Origin of the sequence: Vibrio sp. A8-1, assembly GCF_013048685.1 — a bacterium.
In the GTDB taxonomy this organism is placed as follows: Bacteria; Pseudomonadota; Gammaproteobacteria; order Enterobacterales; family Vibrionaceae; genus Vibrio; species Vibrio metschnikovii.
Map to the genome: position 1 here is coordinate 1 of NZ_VHTC01000029.1, position 16,823 is coordinate 16,823.

Annotated in this window: 20 protein-coding genes; 4 read left to right on the forward strand and 16 right to left on the reverse strand. The window is 43.8% G+C overall.

Annotated features, from left to right (window positions below):
• The first annotated feature begins 141 nt into the window (after window positions 1-141).
• A complete protein-coding gene (gene glpT, locus FKN93_RS13635; protein WP_170905307.1) occupies window positions 142-1,512 on the forward strand; it encodes a glycerol-3-phosphate transporter in 1,371 nt (456 codons plus the stop codon).
• A gap of 229 nt (window positions 1,513-1,741) precedes the next feature.
• On the opposite strand, the gene FKN93_RS13640 is transcribed toward glpT, so the two are convergent.
• The 9 genes from FKN93_RS13640 to FKN93_RS13680 all read right to left on the reverse strand — a co-directional run bounded on the left by FKN93_RS13640 (window position 1,742) and on the right by FKN93_RS13680 (window position 7,859).
• Entirely contained in the window at window positions 1,742-2,101 is a 360-nt protein-coding gene (locus tag FKN93_RS13640) for a PTS glucitol/sorbitol transporter subunit IIA (RefSeq protein ID WP_158137148.1), read from the reverse strand.
• A gap of 7 nt (window positions 2,102-2,108) precedes the next feature.
• Complete coding sequence (locus FKN93_RS13645; RefSeq protein ID WP_170905308.1) at window positions 2,109-3,080, reverse strand: PTS glucitol/sorbitol transporter subunit IIB; 972 nt, start codon at window positions 3,078-3,080, stop codon at window positions 2,109-2,111.
• Window positions 3,077-3,643 (reverse strand): glucitol/sorbitol-specific PTS transporter subunit IIC, encoded by a 567-nt coding sequence (srlA, locus tag FKN93_RS13650; RefSeq protein WP_170905309.1) that lies wholly within the window; start codon window positions 3,641-3,643, stop codon window positions 3,077-3,079. Before srlA ends, FKN93_RS13645 begins: the two co-directional genes overlap by 4 nt.
• 130 nt (window positions 3,644-3,773) lie before the next feature.
• Window positions 3,774-4,568, reverse strand: coding sequence for a DNA-binding transcriptional repressor (locus tag FKN93_RS13655; protein ID WP_161429679.1), 795 nt, complete (start codon window positions 4,566-4,568; stop codon window positions 3,774-3,776).
• 81 nt (window positions 4,569-4,649) lie between these two features.
• On the reverse strand, window positions 4,650-5,003 hold the full coding sequence (locus tag FKN93_RS13660; protein WP_170905310.1) for a transcriptional regulator GutM: 354 nt from the start codon (window positions 5,001-5,003) through the stop codon (window positions 4,650-4,652).
• Between the two features lie 88 nt (window positions 5,004-5,091).
• Complete coding sequence (gene srlD / locus FKN93_RS13665) at window positions 5,092-5,871, reverse strand: sorbitol-6-phosphate dehydrogenase (RefSeq protein ID WP_170905311.1); 780 nt, start codon at window positions 5,869-5,871, stop codon at window positions 5,092-5,094.
• Between the two features lie 62 nt (window positions 5,872-5,933).
• Window positions 5,934-6,299: a PTS glucitol/sorbitol transporter subunit IIA gene (locus FKN93_RS13670; protein ID WP_158137154.1), complete on the reverse strand. Its 366-nt coding sequence runs from the start codon at window positions 6,297-6,299 to the stop codon at window positions 5,934-5,936.
• 12 nt (window positions 6,300-6,311) lie between these two features.
• On the reverse strand, window positions 6,312-7,301 hold the full coding sequence (locus tag FKN93_RS13675; RefSeq protein ID WP_332399849.1) for a PTS glucitol/sorbitol transporter subunit IIB: 990 nt from the start codon (window positions 7,299-7,301) through the stop codon (window positions 6,312-6,314).
• A 9-nt stretch (window positions 7,302-7,310) separates the two neighbouring features.
• Window positions 7,311-7,859 (reverse strand): PTS glucitol/sorbitol transporter subunit IIC, encoded by a 549-nt coding sequence (locus FKN93_RS13680; RefSeq protein ID WP_072670876.1) that lies wholly within the window; start codon window positions 7,857-7,859, stop codon window positions 7,311-7,313.
• A gap of 256 nt (window positions 7,860-8,115) precedes the next feature.
• On the opposite strand from FKN93_RS13680, the gene FKN93_RS13685 reads away from it, so the two are divergent.
• Window positions 8,116-9,084 carry a KpsF/GutQ family sugar-phosphate isomerase gene (locus FKN93_RS13685; protein WP_212755179.1) on the forward strand — a complete coding sequence of 323 codons (969 nt, stop codon included), beginning with the start codon at window positions 8,116-8,118 and terminating at the stop codon, window positions 9,082-9,084.
• A 22-nt stretch (window positions 9,085-9,106) separates the two neighbouring features.
• On the opposite strand, the gene FKN93_RS13690 is transcribed toward FKN93_RS13685, so the two are convergent.
• The 6 genes from FKN93_RS13690 to rbsD all read right to left on the reverse strand — a co-directional run bounded on the left by FKN93_RS13690 (window position 9,107) and on the right by rbsD (window position 15,000).
• A complete protein-coding gene (locus tag FKN93_RS13690) occupies window positions 9,107-10,111 on the reverse strand; it encodes a substrate-binding domain-containing protein (RefSeq protein WP_170905313.1) in 1,005 nt (334 codons plus the stop codon).
• A gap of 13 nt (window positions 10,112-10,124) precedes the next feature.
• Window positions 10,125-11,045 (reverse strand): ribokinase, encoded by a 921-nt coding sequence (rbsK, locus tag FKN93_RS13695; protein WP_170905314.1) that lies wholly within the window; start codon window positions 11,043-11,045, stop codon window positions 10,125-10,127.
• Window positions 11,046-11,112: 67 nt separating this feature from the next.
• The gene (rbsB, locus tag FKN93_RS13700; protein WP_170905315.1) at window positions 11,113-11,991 is read right to left on the reverse strand and encodes a ribose ABC transporter substrate-binding protein RbsB; all 879 of its coding nucleotides are present in this window, start codon (window positions 11,989-11,991) and stop codon (window positions 11,113-11,115) included.
• Window positions 11,992-12,056: 65 nt separating this feature from the next.
• Window positions 12,057-13,040, reverse strand: coding sequence for a ribose ABC transporter permease (rbsC, locus tag FKN93_RS13705; protein ID WP_170905316.1), 984 nt, complete (start codon window positions 13,038-13,040; stop codon window positions 12,057-12,059).
• Complete coding sequence (gene rbsA / locus FKN93_RS13710; RefSeq protein WP_170905317.1) at window positions 13,037-14,545, reverse strand: ribose ABC transporter ATP-binding protein RbsA; 1,509 nt, start codon at window positions 14,543-14,545, stop codon at window positions 13,037-13,039. Before rbsA ends, rbsC begins: the two co-directional genes overlap by 4 nt.
• Before the next feature lie 35 nt (window positions 14,546-14,580).
• Window positions 14,581-15,000, reverse strand: a complete 420-nt coding sequence (gene rbsD, locus FKN93_RS13715; protein ID WP_170905318.1) for a D-ribose pyranase — start codon at window positions 14,998-15,000, stop codon at window positions 14,581-14,583.
• Window positions 15,001-15,340: 340 nt separating this feature from the next.
• On the opposite strand from rbsD, the gene FKN93_RS13720 reads away from it, so the two are divergent.
• Window positions 15,341-15,604 carry a DUF3012 domain-containing protein gene (locus FKN93_RS13720; protein WP_170905319.1) on the forward strand — a complete coding sequence of 88 codons (264 nt, stop codon included), beginning with the start codon at window positions 15,341-15,343 and terminating at the stop codon, window positions 15,602-15,604.
• A 37-nt stretch (window positions 15,605-15,641) separates the two neighbouring features.
• Here FKN93_RS13720 and FKN93_RS13725 read toward each other — a convergent pair whose 3' ends face one another.
• Window positions 15,642-16,085, reverse strand: a complete 444-nt coding sequence (locus FKN93_RS13725; protein WP_040905225.1) for an Lrp/AsnC family transcriptional regulator — start codon at window positions 16,083-16,085, stop codon at window positions 15,642-15,644.
• Between the two features lie 106 nt (window positions 16,086-16,191).
• Between FKN93_RS13725 and FKN93_RS13730 the strand changes: the two genes are divergently transcribed.
• On the forward strand, window positions 16,192-16,776 hold the full coding sequence (locus FKN93_RS13730; RefSeq protein ID WP_154170845.1) for a LysE family translocator: 585 nt from the start codon (window positions 16,192-16,194) through the stop codon (window positions 16,774-16,776).
• The last annotated feature ends 47 nt before the right edge of the window (window positions 16,777-16,823 follow it).

Consider the following 16,823-nt stretch of genomic DNA (forward strand, 5'->3'; position numbering starts at 1 on the left):
ATGTCAGTTCTGAGTGAAATCATCACGTCAGTCGTTGAGAAGAAACCGTACCCGAACGTTTTTGATCTATAAACTGCACATGCTTCTTCAGGCATGGTAAGTCAAGATACCTCGGTGAACGCTTACCATTACGAGGCCATTATGTTTGGGATCTTTAAACCACACGCTCACATTGAGCGACTGTCTGCAGAACGAGTGGATAGCGCCTATTCACGTCTGCGTTGGCAACTTTTTATCGGTATTTTTGTCGGCTATGCCGGTTACTACTTAGTCCGTAAAAACTTTAGCTTAGCGATGCCTTATTTGATTGAACAAGGTTTTAGTCGTGGTGATCTGGGGGTCGCACTGGCTGCGGTTTCTATCGCTTATGGACTGTCCAAGTTCTTAATGGGCAACGTGTCTGACCGCTCCAACCCTCGTTACTTTTTAACGGCAGGCTTGGTTTTATCCGCCTTAGTGATGTTCTGTTTTGGTTTTATGCCTTGGGCTACGGGCAGTATTACCGCGATGTTCATTTTACTGTTCTTAAATGGTTGGTTCCAAGGGATGGGCTGGCCTGCCTGTGGTCGAACTATGGTGCATTGGTGGTCACGTAAAGAGCGCGGAGAAATTGTTTCGGTGTGGAACGTCGCCCATAACGTGGGTGGCGGGCTGATTGGTCCTATTTTTATCCTAGGCTTATGGGCCTTCAGTGGTGACTGGAAAGCGGCTTTTTACGTTCCGGCTTTCTTTGCCTTGCTGGTCGCGCTATTTACTTGGTTAACCATGCGCGATACTCCACAATCTTGCGGCTTACCACCGATTGAAGAGTATAAAAATGACTACCCAGAAAATTACGATAAATCTCATGAAAAAGAGATGACAGCGAAAGAGATTTTCTTTAAGTACGTTTTTAATAACAAACTGTTATGGGCGATTGCGATTGCTAACGCGTTCGTCTACCTCATTCGTTATGGTGTATTAGACTGGGCTCCAGTTTACTTGCAAGAAGCTAAAGCCTTTACGGTGAATAAATCTTCATGGGCTTATTTCCTCTATGAGTGGGCGGGCATTCCCGGAACCCTACTCTGCGGCTGGATCTCAGATAAAGTCTTTAAAGGTCGCCGCGCCCCGGCAGGTATTCTGTTTATGGTTTTAGTAACCCTAGCCGTATTGGTCTACTGGTTTAACCCAGCCGGTAATCCAACCGTTGATATGCTTGCATTAATCGCTATCGGTTTCTTAATTTATGGCCCAGTAATGCTGATTGGGCTGTATGCGCTTGAATTAGCACCGAAGAAAGCCGCAGGAACCGCAGCAGGTTTGACAGGGCTGTTTGGTTATCTCGGTGGTGCCGTCGCCGCTAACGCCATCTTAGGTTATACGGTTGACCATTTTGGTTGGGATGGCGGATTCTTTATCCTTGTTGCATCGTGCATTTTGTCTATTGTTTGTTTGCTCTATGCCTTTGTCGGAGAAAGAGCCTTCCACAAAGAAAAAGATGCCAGAGAAGCTGCAGAAGCCGCACAATAAACACTGACTGAACCATCTGTTTAACCACATAAGCCCGAAAATACTTCGGGCTTATGTTTTACGATTTGATAAAATTCATTCGTTGGAATGTAAGATTTAAACAACTAAAGATTTTCGTTTAAAAAACTTATCTGGTAAGTTTGCTTAGTTATTGTCCACCCAAAAAGTCAGACTTTTGCGTAAATAGCATCGGTCCATTAAGCAATCTGAATATAGCTCGATTATCCGATCAACCAAAGATGATGATATCACCACATTGTATTTTACCCAGTGTCGGTCCAAGTAGATGAATAGTGCCCGGTAACTCGGGTTGAGCACTCCCATCAAACTTCAACGTTACATGGCCCAGAGTCGCTAAATTGTGGTTGGCTACATCACCGACTGCAGTGACGATATAGGCATGCTCTCCTATTAATAAAGTACTGTCTAAGTTAATACTGCTATTAAGCTGACTATAGTTACGAATAACAAAACAATAATCCTTTACCTCTTGCGGTGCATTTAGGCCAAATAGAATCATCATATGATCTTTCAGGGCATCTAAAGCTTGTTCACCAATATGTTCAATACTCGCGATATACTGGTACATTACTGACTCACTGATAGATAGAAAACGAAACGAACCAAGCCAGTAACACGCTCGGCGCTCCGGTCAAAAAACGAGAATACAGTACAGACGGAACGCCCACTTGTACGGTTTCAGCTTCTGCCTCAGCAAGCCCTAACCCGACTGGAATAAAATCACAACCCGCTTGAGCATTGACCGCAAACAATGCAGGTAAAGCCAGATGAGGTGGAATAGTGCCAATGCCAATTTGTGTTCCTATTAATACCCCTATCACTTGAGCAACAACTGCCCCTGGTCCTAAAAATGGCGATAATAAAGGAAAAGAGCAAATTAATGCCAAGGTAATGAGTCCCAGCGGATTATCCGCCAATGGCGCTAATCCTTGTGCCACAAGATCTCCCAGACCAGAAGCCAAAATAACTCCGATCAACATAGAGACAAAGGCCATGAATGGAAGAATTGTTTTTATGACGGTTTCAATAGTCTCACGGCCAGCTTGATTAAGCGTGGCCATGACGGATCCCATTCCCATACCAATATTGGCTAATAATCCATGACTCTGCTGAGACAGTTTACGATTAATATCAAAATTTGTTTGCTCAAGAGTTGTATTCAACACCACTTGCTCTTCTTGTTGCTCTTCAATCAGCTGAAAACAGTCAGAAGAAACTGAAGAGACATAATTGCCCTCAGTTATATACTCCGCCAAAGGACCACTTTTTCCGGTCGCATGAATATTGAGTGTAGGAATGCCTTTTTTAGGGTATAAACCACAACGCAGTGTTCCTCCACAATCAATCACTACACAAGCGATCTGATCATCGTCAATATGCTGTTTAAAACCATCAATGCTCTCCATCCCGGTTAAGTTGACTATTTCGTCGATAAAAGAGGGTTTCGTACCAGCGGTTATATAAAGGATTTTTTTCTGAGGCTGAATAGGAATAAATAACGGACCGCCCCAACCACCGGATCCAGCATTGACCTGCAGCATTTTCATGAAGGCTTACCATTTTTAATGATTTTCACTTGATCGCTAAGGACTACCCCTTGCTGTTTGGCAACCCACATCGTAGTAAAGTCAGTTACCCATCCACGCACAAAATTACTGACTAAACCGACCAATAAATAAGTAATCGCAAGCGGTCCTAAAGAAAGACCTTGTTGAGTTATCCCAGCAGCAATGCCGAGAAAAATAAAAAGTTCTCCGGGATTAACATGAGGAAACATGCCATTCATTGAATGACATGAATACGATGCCGAGGCGTAAAACGAGGGCTTGTATTTTTCAGGTAAAAAACGGCCTAAACTCAGCACCATTGGATTACAGAATACAAAAGTCCCAATGGTTGGCAACAGTAAGTAACGAGAAAGTGGATTAGATGCACTTCTTTGCGCAATGCTCTCTATTCTATGTTGACCAAAGAGACGCATAAGTGTGTTCATTGCAACTAATAAGCAAACAAGCAGTGGGAGGACATCCGTGACCATTGTCATGAAAACCTGCCCACCTTTTTCAAACAGACCAATAAACCAATCTGCCCCAAACAGTATCCAGTCCATACATTACTCTCGCCCAACAACTCAGCAGAGAGTGTTCATCTAATTGACAATTTTAAAAAGAGAGAAGAAGGGGAACTGTGAAACTAATCACGAGAATTTTCATTTCAAAAGTAGTAAAACAAAAATGATGTTAACTTTTTATAAATGACGACTCTCCAACACAAATCACGCGGATCCCTTTATGCTCAAGTGACTCCACACATTCGGTTGAAATACGATGATCGGTAATGAGAATATCTATTTTTTCTAAAGGAACCACGACATTAGGGCTACGACGACCAAATTTACTTGAATCTGTTACGACAATAATTTGATTTGCAGCATCGCACATGGCTTGACTGACTTGATAAGCCTCATTGTACGTTGTTGTCCCCTGTTTTAAGTCAAAGCCATCAGCACCAATAAAAAGTTTATCAAATGAAAAATGCTGAAATGCTTGCTCTGCAACTTGACCATGAAAAGAAGCGGACTTACGTCGATAGGTACCACCAGGCATGAGAACGGTATGTTCTGTCTCTAAATCAGCCATCGCATTTACAATGTGCATACTGTTCGTCATCAGAGTCAGTGAGGCTAATCGATCAAAGTGCGGCACCATCTGTAATGTTGTACTACCACAATCTAAAATTATCGATTCACCCTCATGAACAAGGCTAGCAGCCATTTGAGCTATTTGGCACTTCATTTCCAAATTAACGCTCTGCTTCTCATCCATTGAGCGGTCTTCATGATGAACAAGTGGCGTTTGACAGGCTTCGGCAGCACCATAGCGACGAATAACTAAGGCTTCTTCTTCTAATGATCGTAAATCACTTCGAATAGTTGCTCCTGACGTTTTGAAAATTTTTGCCAGCTCATTAACGGATGTTTTACCATGGCGACGCAAAAAATTCAGTAACTGCTCTCTTCTATTATCTAGATTCATATCATTCACTTAACGATTACATTGAGACTAGTTTAACATTAAACTTTCACATTGAAAGAAACAATCCCAGAGCGTTATCGATTACTTTGAAAATGCGACGTTTATCGCTTCTTGCAATCGTTTATCTAAGTGCTTGACTTGCTCATCTTTAATCGGCGATGTTAAGCCAATCAAATCAGGCAGCGATTTTGGTCTTGCAAAAATCGTGATTCCCCGCATGACTTTAGCATCGATGATACGCTTATATTCATCTTCGACTAAAACCACAATGGTTCTAGGTTTCCAGCGACTGCGAGTTTTACCAATCTTGACTTGACCTTGTTTTGCTAGAGATTGCAGCATCCTATTGAATGCTCTGATTTGCAAAAAACCCAGTGCTATCTGCCCACTCCAAGCACACAAAGCCAATACGATTAACCATGTTGTTTCATCCATTTGGTTACCCTCATCATTTAAAAAAAGGGCAAGCAAAGCTCGCCCAAATACCTCAGAAGCATGCTGATACTAAAATCCTGGGGGAGGATTAAAACATCACTTGTCCGCCAGTAATGTTGATCGACTGGCCAGTACAGTATGCTGCACGATCGCTAGCATAAAAGCTTAAAACATTAAGAACATCTTGATAATCACAACCGGCTTTTAACGGAACCTTATCAATATAAATTTGTTCCACTTCAGACTCTGCCACTCCCAGTTTCTTAGCATACTGCGGAATCAAAGACTGAAACATCGGGCTTTTTAATAAGTTACCCAGCATCAAAGAGTGAACCGTAATCTGATGCTCTGCTAGATCCAGTGCCAATGATTGCGTTAGCCCAACCCCACCAAATTTGGCCGCAGAATAGCCACTGTTATGTTTTGAACCCACTTTACCAGACTTAGAATTAATTTGAATTATGCGGCCTCCTCTCCCTTCTCTAATCATGATCTTAGAAACTTCTCGTGCACATAAGAAATAACCCGTCAGGTTCACGTTAATCGAAAGCTGCCATGCATCGAGTGGAAATTGATCAATTTTAGCCGCGGTTGCGGTTCCTGCGTTGTAAACCAGAAGATCAACGCGCCCAAACCTCTCATCAATTTGCTGAACCATATGACAAACACTCGCTTCATGAGTCGCATCTACCGCAATTCCTATCGCTTTATTATCGCCATATTGCTGACAAATCTGCTCTGCTACCGATCGCGCATTCGACTCATTCAGATCAGCGACAGCGACGGTATAACCTTCCGCTGCTAACCCTTGAGACAGAAACTCACCTAAAGTTTGGCCACCACCAACCACTAATGCTACTTTATCCATGATTCACTCCAACTTTTATTTGACATCTTACTTAGAATATAAAACATATAATTAACAAAACGTTATGGCCTAAAAAAGGCAATCTGTTCTCCACAAAGGATTTGTGTAGGCCTCTGCCCATTCACATGAAGACAACCGGGATACTCAGCTTGATCCAATGCATCGAAACGAATCGTTATATGGCCTAATTCAGCTAAATTTTGATTCACTACCTCACCAACCGAAGTAATAGGATAGCGTTGTTGACCAATCATTAAGGTGTAACCAGCTTCAATCGGTGCTTTCAACCTATCGTGACTATGGATAAAGCAGTAATCGGCAGCATCTTGTGGAGCGATTTGGCTGAAGATAATCATCATGTCATCTTCCAAAGCTTCATAGGCAAAAGCACCAATTCGTTCGACTTGTACTTGATAAAGAGCAGACATACATTCGCCTCCTTATTGATAAATAAACATTGAGACAAACCAAGCGAGCATGACGGTTGGAGCCCCGGTCAGAAAACGAGAATACAAGACAGAAGGCACACCAATTTCAACCGTTTTCGGTTTTGCCTCAGCCAAACCTAATCCGACAGGAATAAAATCACAGGCTGCTTGTGCATTGATTGCGAATAACGCCGGTAACGCTAATTGCGGCGGAATATGACCTAACCCAATTTGGGTACCCACTAATACACCGATGACTTGTGCAATCACCGCACCCGGGCCCAAAAAGGGAGATAATAGAGGAAAGGAGCAAATCAGCGCTAAGGTGATTAATCCGAGCGGATTCTGAGCCAACGGTGTCAGAAAATGAGCAATGAAGTCGCCAAGCCCTGACGCCATAATTACCCCAATAAGCATCGAAACAAAGGCCATAAAAGGTAAAATAGTTTTTAACACGGTATCAATCGTTTCTCGACCAGCTTGGAAAAAGACAGCCATGACAGACCCCATACCGATACCAATTTTGGCCAGTAACCCATCACTTTGTTGAGTCAGCTTTTTACTCGTATCAAATTTACTCTGGCTTGCATCTTGCTCATCAAGACCATGCGAGATTGTGGCAGACTGTGCATCCTCTCCTTGATACAAAGTGATATTTTTTTCTCTAACACCAGAGACATAAATATCTTCAGTGATGTATTGAGCCAAAGGACCGCTTTGCCCTGTGGAGTGAATGTTGATGGTGGGAATGCGTTTTTTAGGGTATAAGCCACAGCGTAAGGTTCCACCACAATCGATGATCGCTACAGCAATTTCATCATCACTAATGGTGGTTTTGAAACCATCGACTGCTTCCCATCCTGTTAACTCCGCTAGCTTATCGACGATGGCTGGACGTGTACCGCCCGTGATGTAAATAATTTTCTTATTAGGCTCAACCGGTAAACGTAAAGGACCACCCCAACCACCATTACCTTTTTCAATTTGAATGTAATTCATTATCTTCTTCCTCTATTTGAAATGAACTTCACTTTCAAGTTGAACACCTTGTTGCCGTTCAACCATCATGGTGGTGAAATCAGTGACCCATCCGCGGAAAAAATTCGTGACCATCCCAACCAGTAAATAGCTGACAGCCAAAGGACCAAGCGGTAACCCCAATGTCGTTAATCCACTAGCTATACCCAAATAAACAAACAATTCACCTGGGTTAATATGTGGGAAGAGGCCATTCATAGAGTGGCAACTGTACGATGCCGCCGCATAATAAGAAGGCTTGTAACGCTCAGGTAAAAATCGTCCAAGACTTAATGTCATCGGATTACAAAAAATAAAGGTACCGATAACGGGTAGCACTAAGTAACGAGATATCGGGTTTCCTGCACTACGCTGTGCCAAACGTTCAACACGCTCTTGTCCCACAAACTGAATTAAGGCGTTCATTGCCACAAGCAACGCAATTAGCAATGGCAGTATTCCTGTTACCATGCTAACGAAAACATCGCCCCCTTTTTGGAACAGTCCAATAAACCATTCCGCACCATGAATTATCCATTCCATCTTTAGATCCTCATCTAATTGTGACTGTGTCTTACCACGTAGACATACTCCCACCATAACTTTCAAACTAAAAGATAAAACTTTCATCAAATTGAAAGCGATCACAAAAATAAACTTTCACAGTAAAAATAAGCAAGATTTAAACTTTCATTTTGTTGGTGGGATTGAAATAATAAGTTGGATACGAAGAAATACTGAGACAATGACTTTCACTTGAAAGCCATTGGAAATGAGAAATGAAAATGGACAAGAGAAAATGACAATAACCGAACGTATGATTCAATGTGGTAAACAGGTCATTCAACAGGAATTAGAACAAGGATCCCGGCTTCAAAGTAGGCTGGATAAGGAATTTGCCAACAGTTGCATCGCGATACAGCAATGCAAAGGAAAAATTGTTCTTTTTGGTATCGGTAAATCAGGCCATATTGGAAAAAAAATTGCGGCGACTTTCGCTTCTACGGGATCGGCAGCATTTTTTATTCACCCAGCAGAAGCTTTACATGGCGATCTCGGTATGGTGACTGAACACGACTTAGCTATTTTGATTTCTTACTCTGGCGAAGCCAATGAATTTAAAACGATTGTACCTCTACTACTTAACAAACGTATTCCTATCATTGCCATCACAGGACAACGCGATAGTTACCTAGCCAAGCATAGTCACTATCTTTTAGATATTCATGTCGAAAAAGAAGCCTGTCCGCTTGGCCTCGCTCCAACCTCTAGTACTACCAATACCCTATTAATCGGGGATGCGCTTGCTTTAACCGTCATGTCTGAAAATAATTTTACCGCCGAAGAGTTTGCTTTTTCTCATCCTGCAGGTGCTCTGGGCACACGACTGTTAACACAGGTCCATCAACTGATGACCGATACGCATACTACTGCCTATTGTTCACCACAAACTTGCTTAACCGAAGTCATTGAGATCATGTGTAGGACTGGATTAGGATTAATTGCAGTGGTAGAAGAAGAAAGGATCCAAGGCGTATTCACTGATGGTGATTTACGCCGAGCACTGCATGGCAATGTCTCACTAACCATAGATATCAAACAATTAATGACAAACAAGCCAACGGTGATTATACATTCAACACTATGCCATCAGGCTCTTTCTATTATGCGCCAAAATGAAATAACGGCTTTACCGGTTATTAATGAACAGGGCTACTATCAAGGAGTCATCAATCAACAAACGATCCAACGTGCGGGAATATTCTAATGGCTTTTTTCTATCTACCGTATTACTTAAACACTTTCACACTCTGACGGACAACCAGCGTTGGTTCTAGTTGAACCACTTGAGGCTCGCGGCTCTGATTTTTAAGCTTATTTAATAGGGTATCGATCGCTGCCTGACCTAAACGGTATTTGGGCTGATGAATAGTCGTCAGGGAAGGCGTCATAAAATTTGCGATATGAATATCATCATAACCGATGATCGAAAGCTGCTCTGGAATAGGGATATGAAGGTCACTGGCGGCATGAATCACCCCCATGGCCATCATGTCATTACTAACAAAAATTGCGCTGGGTAATGGCCCTTTTTTTTGCAATCGATACAGTGCTTGCGCGCCTCCTTCACATTCAAAATCAGACTCAATAATCCAATCAGGATTAATGGTTAAGCCCGCTTCTAACATGGCTCGTTTATAACCTTCATAGCGCATTTGCGCTTGATGACGACTCAGTGGTCCAGTAATACAGCCGATGGATTGATGACCACATTCAATTAAGTACTGGGTCGCCATGTAGCCACCACGTAGCGAGTTATCTTGGATTTTATCACTGGCAAATAACATTGGCCCCCAATCCATAACCACCACTGGAATATCAGGATAGCGCTCAAAGACTTCAATCCGTTCGCCTTCTAAGGTCGAGCACATTAAAATTAAGCCATCGACTCGTTTTTGTAATAGGGTATTGATCGACGCTTTCATACGTTGATTATCCCCTTCGGTATTACATAAGATCAGGCTATAACCTTGCTGATAGCAGCTGCGCTCAACCCCTTTAACGACTTCTCCGAAAAATGGATTGGTCGAGGTAGTCACTAGCATGCCAATGGTACGGGTACGATTCATTTTTAAACTACGCGCCAAAGCCGAAGGCGCGTAATTGAGATCTTTCGCGGCTTTGTTGACTCGCTCGGCAATATCATCACTGACATAACGAGTTTTATTGATCACATGGCTAACCGTAGAAGTCGAAACCCCTGCAACACGTGCAATATCTTTCATGGTTGCCATATCATCTTATCCCTTATTGATGCTGAGCTAAAAATTCATCCACTTCTTGGCGAGTCGGAATCGACGTTTGTGCGCCAAAACGGGTGACTGAAATCGCTGCTGCGGCATGAGCAAACTTAATCGCTGATTCTAAAGGCATATTCTCTAACAAGCCAGTCACAAACGCACCATTAAATGTATCGCCCGCGGCGGTGGTGTCGGTGGCCGAGACGCGAAAACCGGGGATCAGTTGTCCACGCCCATTTTCACTTAACCAAACCCCTTTTGCGCCAAGGGTAATAATAACAATTTTAATGCCTTGCTGATGTAACACTGTTGCCGCTTGCTGGGCTGAAGCATCATCGGTGACGGTAATGCCGGTGAGCACTTGCGCTTCTGTTTCATTAGGAGTGATCACATCAACACAACTGAGCAAACTCGATGGCAACTCACGGGCTGGCGCTGGGTTGAGCACCACATTCGTTTTCGCTTGTTTAGCGACTTGCGCCGCTTTAATGATGCCGTCAATCGGTGTTTCAAGTTGCATTAACAAGTAGCTGGCGGCACGAATACGTGGTAGGTCATCTTCGATCGCTTCTGCGGTTAATCGGTCATTAGCCTCAGCCGAAAGACAAATGCTGTTTTCACCATGGTCAGAAACTTGGATCATCGCAATGCCTGTTGGGCAATCCGCTTGTACTTTCACACCACGAATATCCATTCCATCCAGCTTAAAACGTTCATAACTTTCGATACCAAAGGCATCATCACCGACACAGGCAATAAAGCCAATATCCGCTTTTAAGCGCGCGGCGGCAACCGCTTGGTTTGCACCTTTACCACCAGGGATGACTTGATAATTTCGGCCATGAAGCGTTTCTCCAGGACGAGGAAAAGTAGGGACTTGTAGAACATGGTCAGCATTGACACTACCTAATACCACCAATTGGTTCATAAGAATTATCCTTCTATAAGATAGAAAACCTCGCTCTATACTCAGAGCGAGGTATACGATAGGTGAGTTATTGACTGATAATTTTCAGCGGCACAGGAAGATAAGCCTCGACCGTCTGACCTTTGAGGATCTTATCAGCAGTTTCAACCCCTAAAGCGCCAATCATGTCGGGTTGCTGAGCAACCGTTGCCCCTAATTGACCACGCTTTACTGCGGCAATGCCATCCTCAGTACCATCAAAACCAACAATCAAAATGTTTTTACCAGACGCTTGCACCGCGCGCAGCGCGCCCAATGCCATTTCATCATTTTGCGCAAAAACAGCTTGCACGCTTGGGTTTGATGCTAATAGGTTTTCCATGACGTTTAATCCTTTGGTGCGATCAAAGTCAGCAGGTTGGCTGGCAAGCAAAACCATATCACGCTCTTTAACCGCATTCATAAAACCTTGTCCGCGTTCACGAGCCGCCGAGGTGCCGGCGATCCCTTCGAGCTGAATGACTTTGGCTTTTTCGCCAACTTTTTCAACGATAAATTGACCAGCCATCTCTCCGCCCATTACGTTATCCGAAGCGATATGACTGACTACCTCACCACGGCTCGCGCCACGATCCAAGGTTACCACAGGGATATTCGCGCGATTGGCTCGGCGGATAGCGTTTGATACGGCATCGGAGTCGGTTGGGTTAATTAAAATCGCTTTTACACCTCGAACCGTGAGATCTTCTACGTTCGACAGCTCTTTACTCGGATCGTTTTGCGAGTCCAAAACGATCAGGTTATAGCCTAAGTCTTTGGCTTTCGCTTCCGCACCATCTTTCATGGTGACAAAGAATGGATTGTTCAGGGTTGAAACGACAATGGCAATCGTGTCTTTAGCAAAAGCTGAGACCGATACCGAAGCCGATAACAACGCAGCAGAAATTAACGTCGCAAGTTTTTTCATGTTAATCATCCTTTTTTGTAGGGGGAACCAGACAAAAGCACGCTTACATCTGGTAGGTTCACGTTTTACTTATTTTTATTGTCCACCAGCACAGCCAGCAATATAACCGCCGCTTTCGCTATCATCTGGTAGTAAGAGGTCACATCGAGTAAGTTCAATGCGTTATTTAAAAAGCCGATGATCAGTGCACCAATTAAGGTACCCATGATCCGACCTTTGCCGCCCATTAAGCTGGTGCCGCCTAATACAACCGCTGCAATCGCATCCAGCTCATAGCCCATGCCTGCCGTAGGTTGTGCAGAAGAGAGCCTAGAAGTAACAATGATGCCCGCTAAGGCCGATAACAGACCACAAATGGCGTACACACCGATTTTAACGCGATCAACATTGATACCGGATAAACGCGCCGCCGACTCATTACCGCCCATGGCATAGATATAACGACCAAAACGTGTGTGATTGAGCAAGTACCACGCCGCCGCAAATACCACCACCATCATCCAAACGGGTACAGGAATGCCCAGTGCGTAACCGGTACCAAACCAAGCAAACGCATCAGCGGTATCGGTAAAGCCGGTTGAAATAGGACGCCCATCGGTATAAACCATGGTGACGCCACGCAGCAGCGTCATAGTAACGAGAGTAGCAATGAAAGCTTGCACCTTACCTTTGGCGATGATGATGCCACTGATACCTCCTAGCGCCGCGCCAGCAAGCAAAGCCGTTGGTACCGCTATCATAACCGGAACTTCAAGGGCAATCAGGCTGGCAGCAAACGCACCACATAGGGCCAACACAGAACCAACACTGAGATCAATGCCCGCGGTTAAAATAACTAAAGTCATACCAACCGCAATGATCGCGTTCACCGATGTCTGACGTAAAATATTCAGTATGTTGTCGACGGTAAAAAAGTTGGGATTTAAAAATGACACCACAACGACTAAAAATAGCAGAGCAATCAGTGACTTTTGTTCAATCAACCACGCTTTACTAAACCACTTTTTACCACCGTCTGGCGTCTGATTACTTAGGGTTTTACTATTCATGCTGCTTCCTCGTTCAAGGTTTTGCCAACGGCACACGCTAAAAGATTTTCTTGATTGGCTTGCTTGACATCAAATTCGCCACTGATCCGCCCTTCATGCATCACTAAAATTCGATCGCTCATACCAAGCACCTCTGGCATTTCCGATGAAACTAAAATGATACTCATCCCTTGCGCTTTAAATTTATTGATTAATTGATAGATTTCTTTTTTTGCACCGACATCAACGCCACGTGTCGGTTCATCCAAAATCAACACCTTCGGTCTGGTCATTAAGCCTTTGGCGATCGCCACTTTTTGCTGATTCCCACCTGAAAGATGACCAATGATCTGGTTGCGAGAAGGGGTTTTTATATTGAACAGTTGAATGAAATCTTCTACCGCTGTCGCTTCTGCGCCATGCTGAATTTGTATGCCCTTGGTCAGTTTATCGAGGGCACACAGCGACATATTTTCTTTGACTGATAAACCGAGTACCAGACCATCGCCTTTGCGATCTTCTGAGATGTAGGCAATACCATTGGCTAAACCATCTTGCGGACTAACGGGGTTAATGGTGCGGCCATTAAGATTAATCACACCCCGCTCAGAAGGCAGCGCGCCATAAATCACCTTCATTAATTCGCTACGCCCCGCTCCCATCAAGCCAGAGATACCTAAAATCTCTCCTCGACGCAGGGTAAAGCTGACATCATGAATCCCCGATCCGGTCAAACCTATCACTTCGAGACAAACTTTATTTTCTGGCTCTACGTCAATACGTGGATACTGCTCTTCTAATTTACGCCCAACCATCATTTCAATCAGACCATCTTCATCGGTCTCACTGACTTGGCATTGACCGATGAATTTGCCATCTCGCAACACGGTAATATCATCGCAAATTTCAAAAATTTCTTTTAAACGATGAGAGATATAAACGATGCCACAACCTTGGTCGCGCAATTCATTAATCACTTTAAACAATGAGGCGGTTTCGGTATCCGTTAATGCGTCGGTTGGCTCATCCATGATGATCACTTTAGACTCAAAGGAGAGTGCCTTGGCGATTTCCACCATCTGCTGTTCACCAAGACTCAGCTCACCGAGCAAGGTTTTAGCACTGTGTTTAACATTAAGACGGGCTAACAGCTGATCCGCTTCCGCGTACATCTCTTGCCACAAGATACGACCGAAAGCACTGGTTTTTTCTCGGCCAAGAAAGATGTTTTCTGCAATTGTCAGCTGCGGGATCAGGTTTAACTCCTGATGAATAATACTGATTCCCGCTTGCTGAGAATCCCTAGGGCCTTTGAAACTGGCTGGTTGACCTTGATACTCTATGGTGCCAGCATCTTTGCTGTAGATCCCCGTTAATACTTTCATTAAGGTCGATTTGCCAGCGCCATTTTCTCCCATCAAGGCCATGACTCGACCGGGATAGACGTTTAAACAAGCTTGATCAAGCGCTTTCACACCAGGAAAAGCTTTATCAATCTGACTGAGAGCTAAAATCGGTTGAGTCATCACTCCTCCTTATCGTTAAATCACAACATCGAACGCTAAAACACCACGCCCGATTGAAAAATCACATTGGCATAGGGTGTACACTCACCGGTTCTTACCACCGCGCGGCTGGCAACCGTACGAGTTTTAAACTCATCATGGCTAAGATACTCAATCGCAATAGGTTGGCCTGTTTTCTGTTGCTCGCGGTGTAACTCAGCGAGTAATTCGCTATGTAAATCAGGGCTGACTTGAGCAAACTCGTTAGCCAGTAGCACCGCTTGCACTTGCATCTCACTGAGGATGACTCGTACCGTATCCAAAAAACTCGGGATACCCTGCGTTAAAGCTAAATCGATCCGCTGTACAGAATCGTCAATCGGTAAGCCAGCATCGCCAATCGTAATTTCATCGCTATGACCTAACGTTGCCACTAGATAAGAGAGCTCTGCGTTTAGGAGGAGACTTTTTTTCATTATTTGACCTTTATTTCAGTGCACGTTGAGGTGAAGCAAGGACCCATCTCGACAGTTTTTATTGACAAAACACTCATCGAAACGTTTCGATAGCATAATAACGTCACTTTTTTGCTTTGCATCTAGATTAAAATCAGACTGTGAGTTGGATCGTTTTATCGATATTTGATGATGGATAAACAGTGAGAATGATCACTGAGATTTTTATTAGCCAATCAATGATCGGCTGAGTCATATCCGCAATTGCCGTAGGAAAAACAGAAAAATGACCAGAAAGCATGGCTTGTTCTAGGGCGAATTAGGTATCATGACTTACGTTTTCTTTATCGGTAGATCAACAATGAAAAAATTAGCGTTATTATTGCTCAGTACCTTGGCTCTCGCTGCTTGTGAAAACGAAGTAGGTACTAGCTCTTGGTGCCAAGAGATGCGTGAAAAACCTAAAGGTGAATGGAGCGCCCAAGGAGCGGTGGATTTTGCTAAACACTGCTTATTACAAACTGAAGTGGGCAGTCAAGAGTGGTGTGAGGATATGCAAGAGAAACCAAAAGGCGATTGGACAGCCAATCAAGCCACTTCATACGCGAAACACTGTATTTTTTAGTTTCTCGGACACTAAAAATAGGATGAAAAGATGCTCACTACTGGCGGGCATCTTTTGGAGAATCCATGACGACCATAGTGCTAATGGATTTTACCGTTAGGCATTCACCTAACACATCCGCATGAAAGCGCTTATAAGCACTGAGATCTTTAGTCTCAACACGAAGTAAGTACTCATTCATTCCAGTAATGTTATGACACTCCACCACCTCTTTAGCAAAGCGTACGTGCTCTTCAAAACTGAGTTGTGCCTTTTTGGTATGGCTATTCAAACCAATCGCAACATACGCCACAAACCCAATATCAAGTTGGCTTTTATCGACGATCACTCGATAACCCTTAATGACTTTCTTGCGCTCAAGCTCTTGCACTCGCCTTAGTGTCGCTGAGGGTGATAACCCTACCCGCTCGGCAAGCTCGACATTAGAGATCCGCCCATCCGCCTGAAGCGCTTGCAATATTCTTTCGTCAAATCTATCCATAAGTCATTTTTATTGCTAATTGAAGTCATTAAAAACAAATATAAACACAATATTGCCCAACAATACCATTATTATTTTCTCATCATTTACTTAACAAGAGCCGCTCATGGATTACACACAATGGGGACCACTCATCGCATTCGCGTTTGTTTCTACTTTTTCACCCGGTCCAAATAACATCATGCTCATGACCTCAGGAGCCAACGTCGGATTTGTACGGACCATTCCTCACATGCTGGGCATTATTTTAGGATTCAGTATCATGGTGCTGCTGGTTGGTGTTGGACTCACCGAACTGTTTCATCGTTATCCAATGCTACAATACGGACTGCAAATCATCTGCACCGCCTACTTAATCTATTTAGCCGTAAAAATAGCCTTGAGTAACCCCTCACAAACAACGCAGCGTTATCAACCGATGACCTTTACTGCTGCGGCACTCTTTCAGTGGGTGAATCCGAAAGGCTGGTCAATGGCGCTCACCGCTGTAAGTGTGTTTAACCAACAGGCAAGTTGGATACAATTAATGGTCATCGCCTTGGTATTTGCGATGGTCAATATACCATCGGTAAGCGTCTGGACGGTGGCCGGTAAGCAGCTAAGCCAGTGGATGAATCATCCACGCTATGTCCGTTGGTTTAATGGTGCCATGGGCGGATTATTGCTGCTGTCTGTGTTACCGATGCTGTAAATAGGTTGTTTTGCTAAAGCTTAGGGAGAAATACTGACTTTTTACGC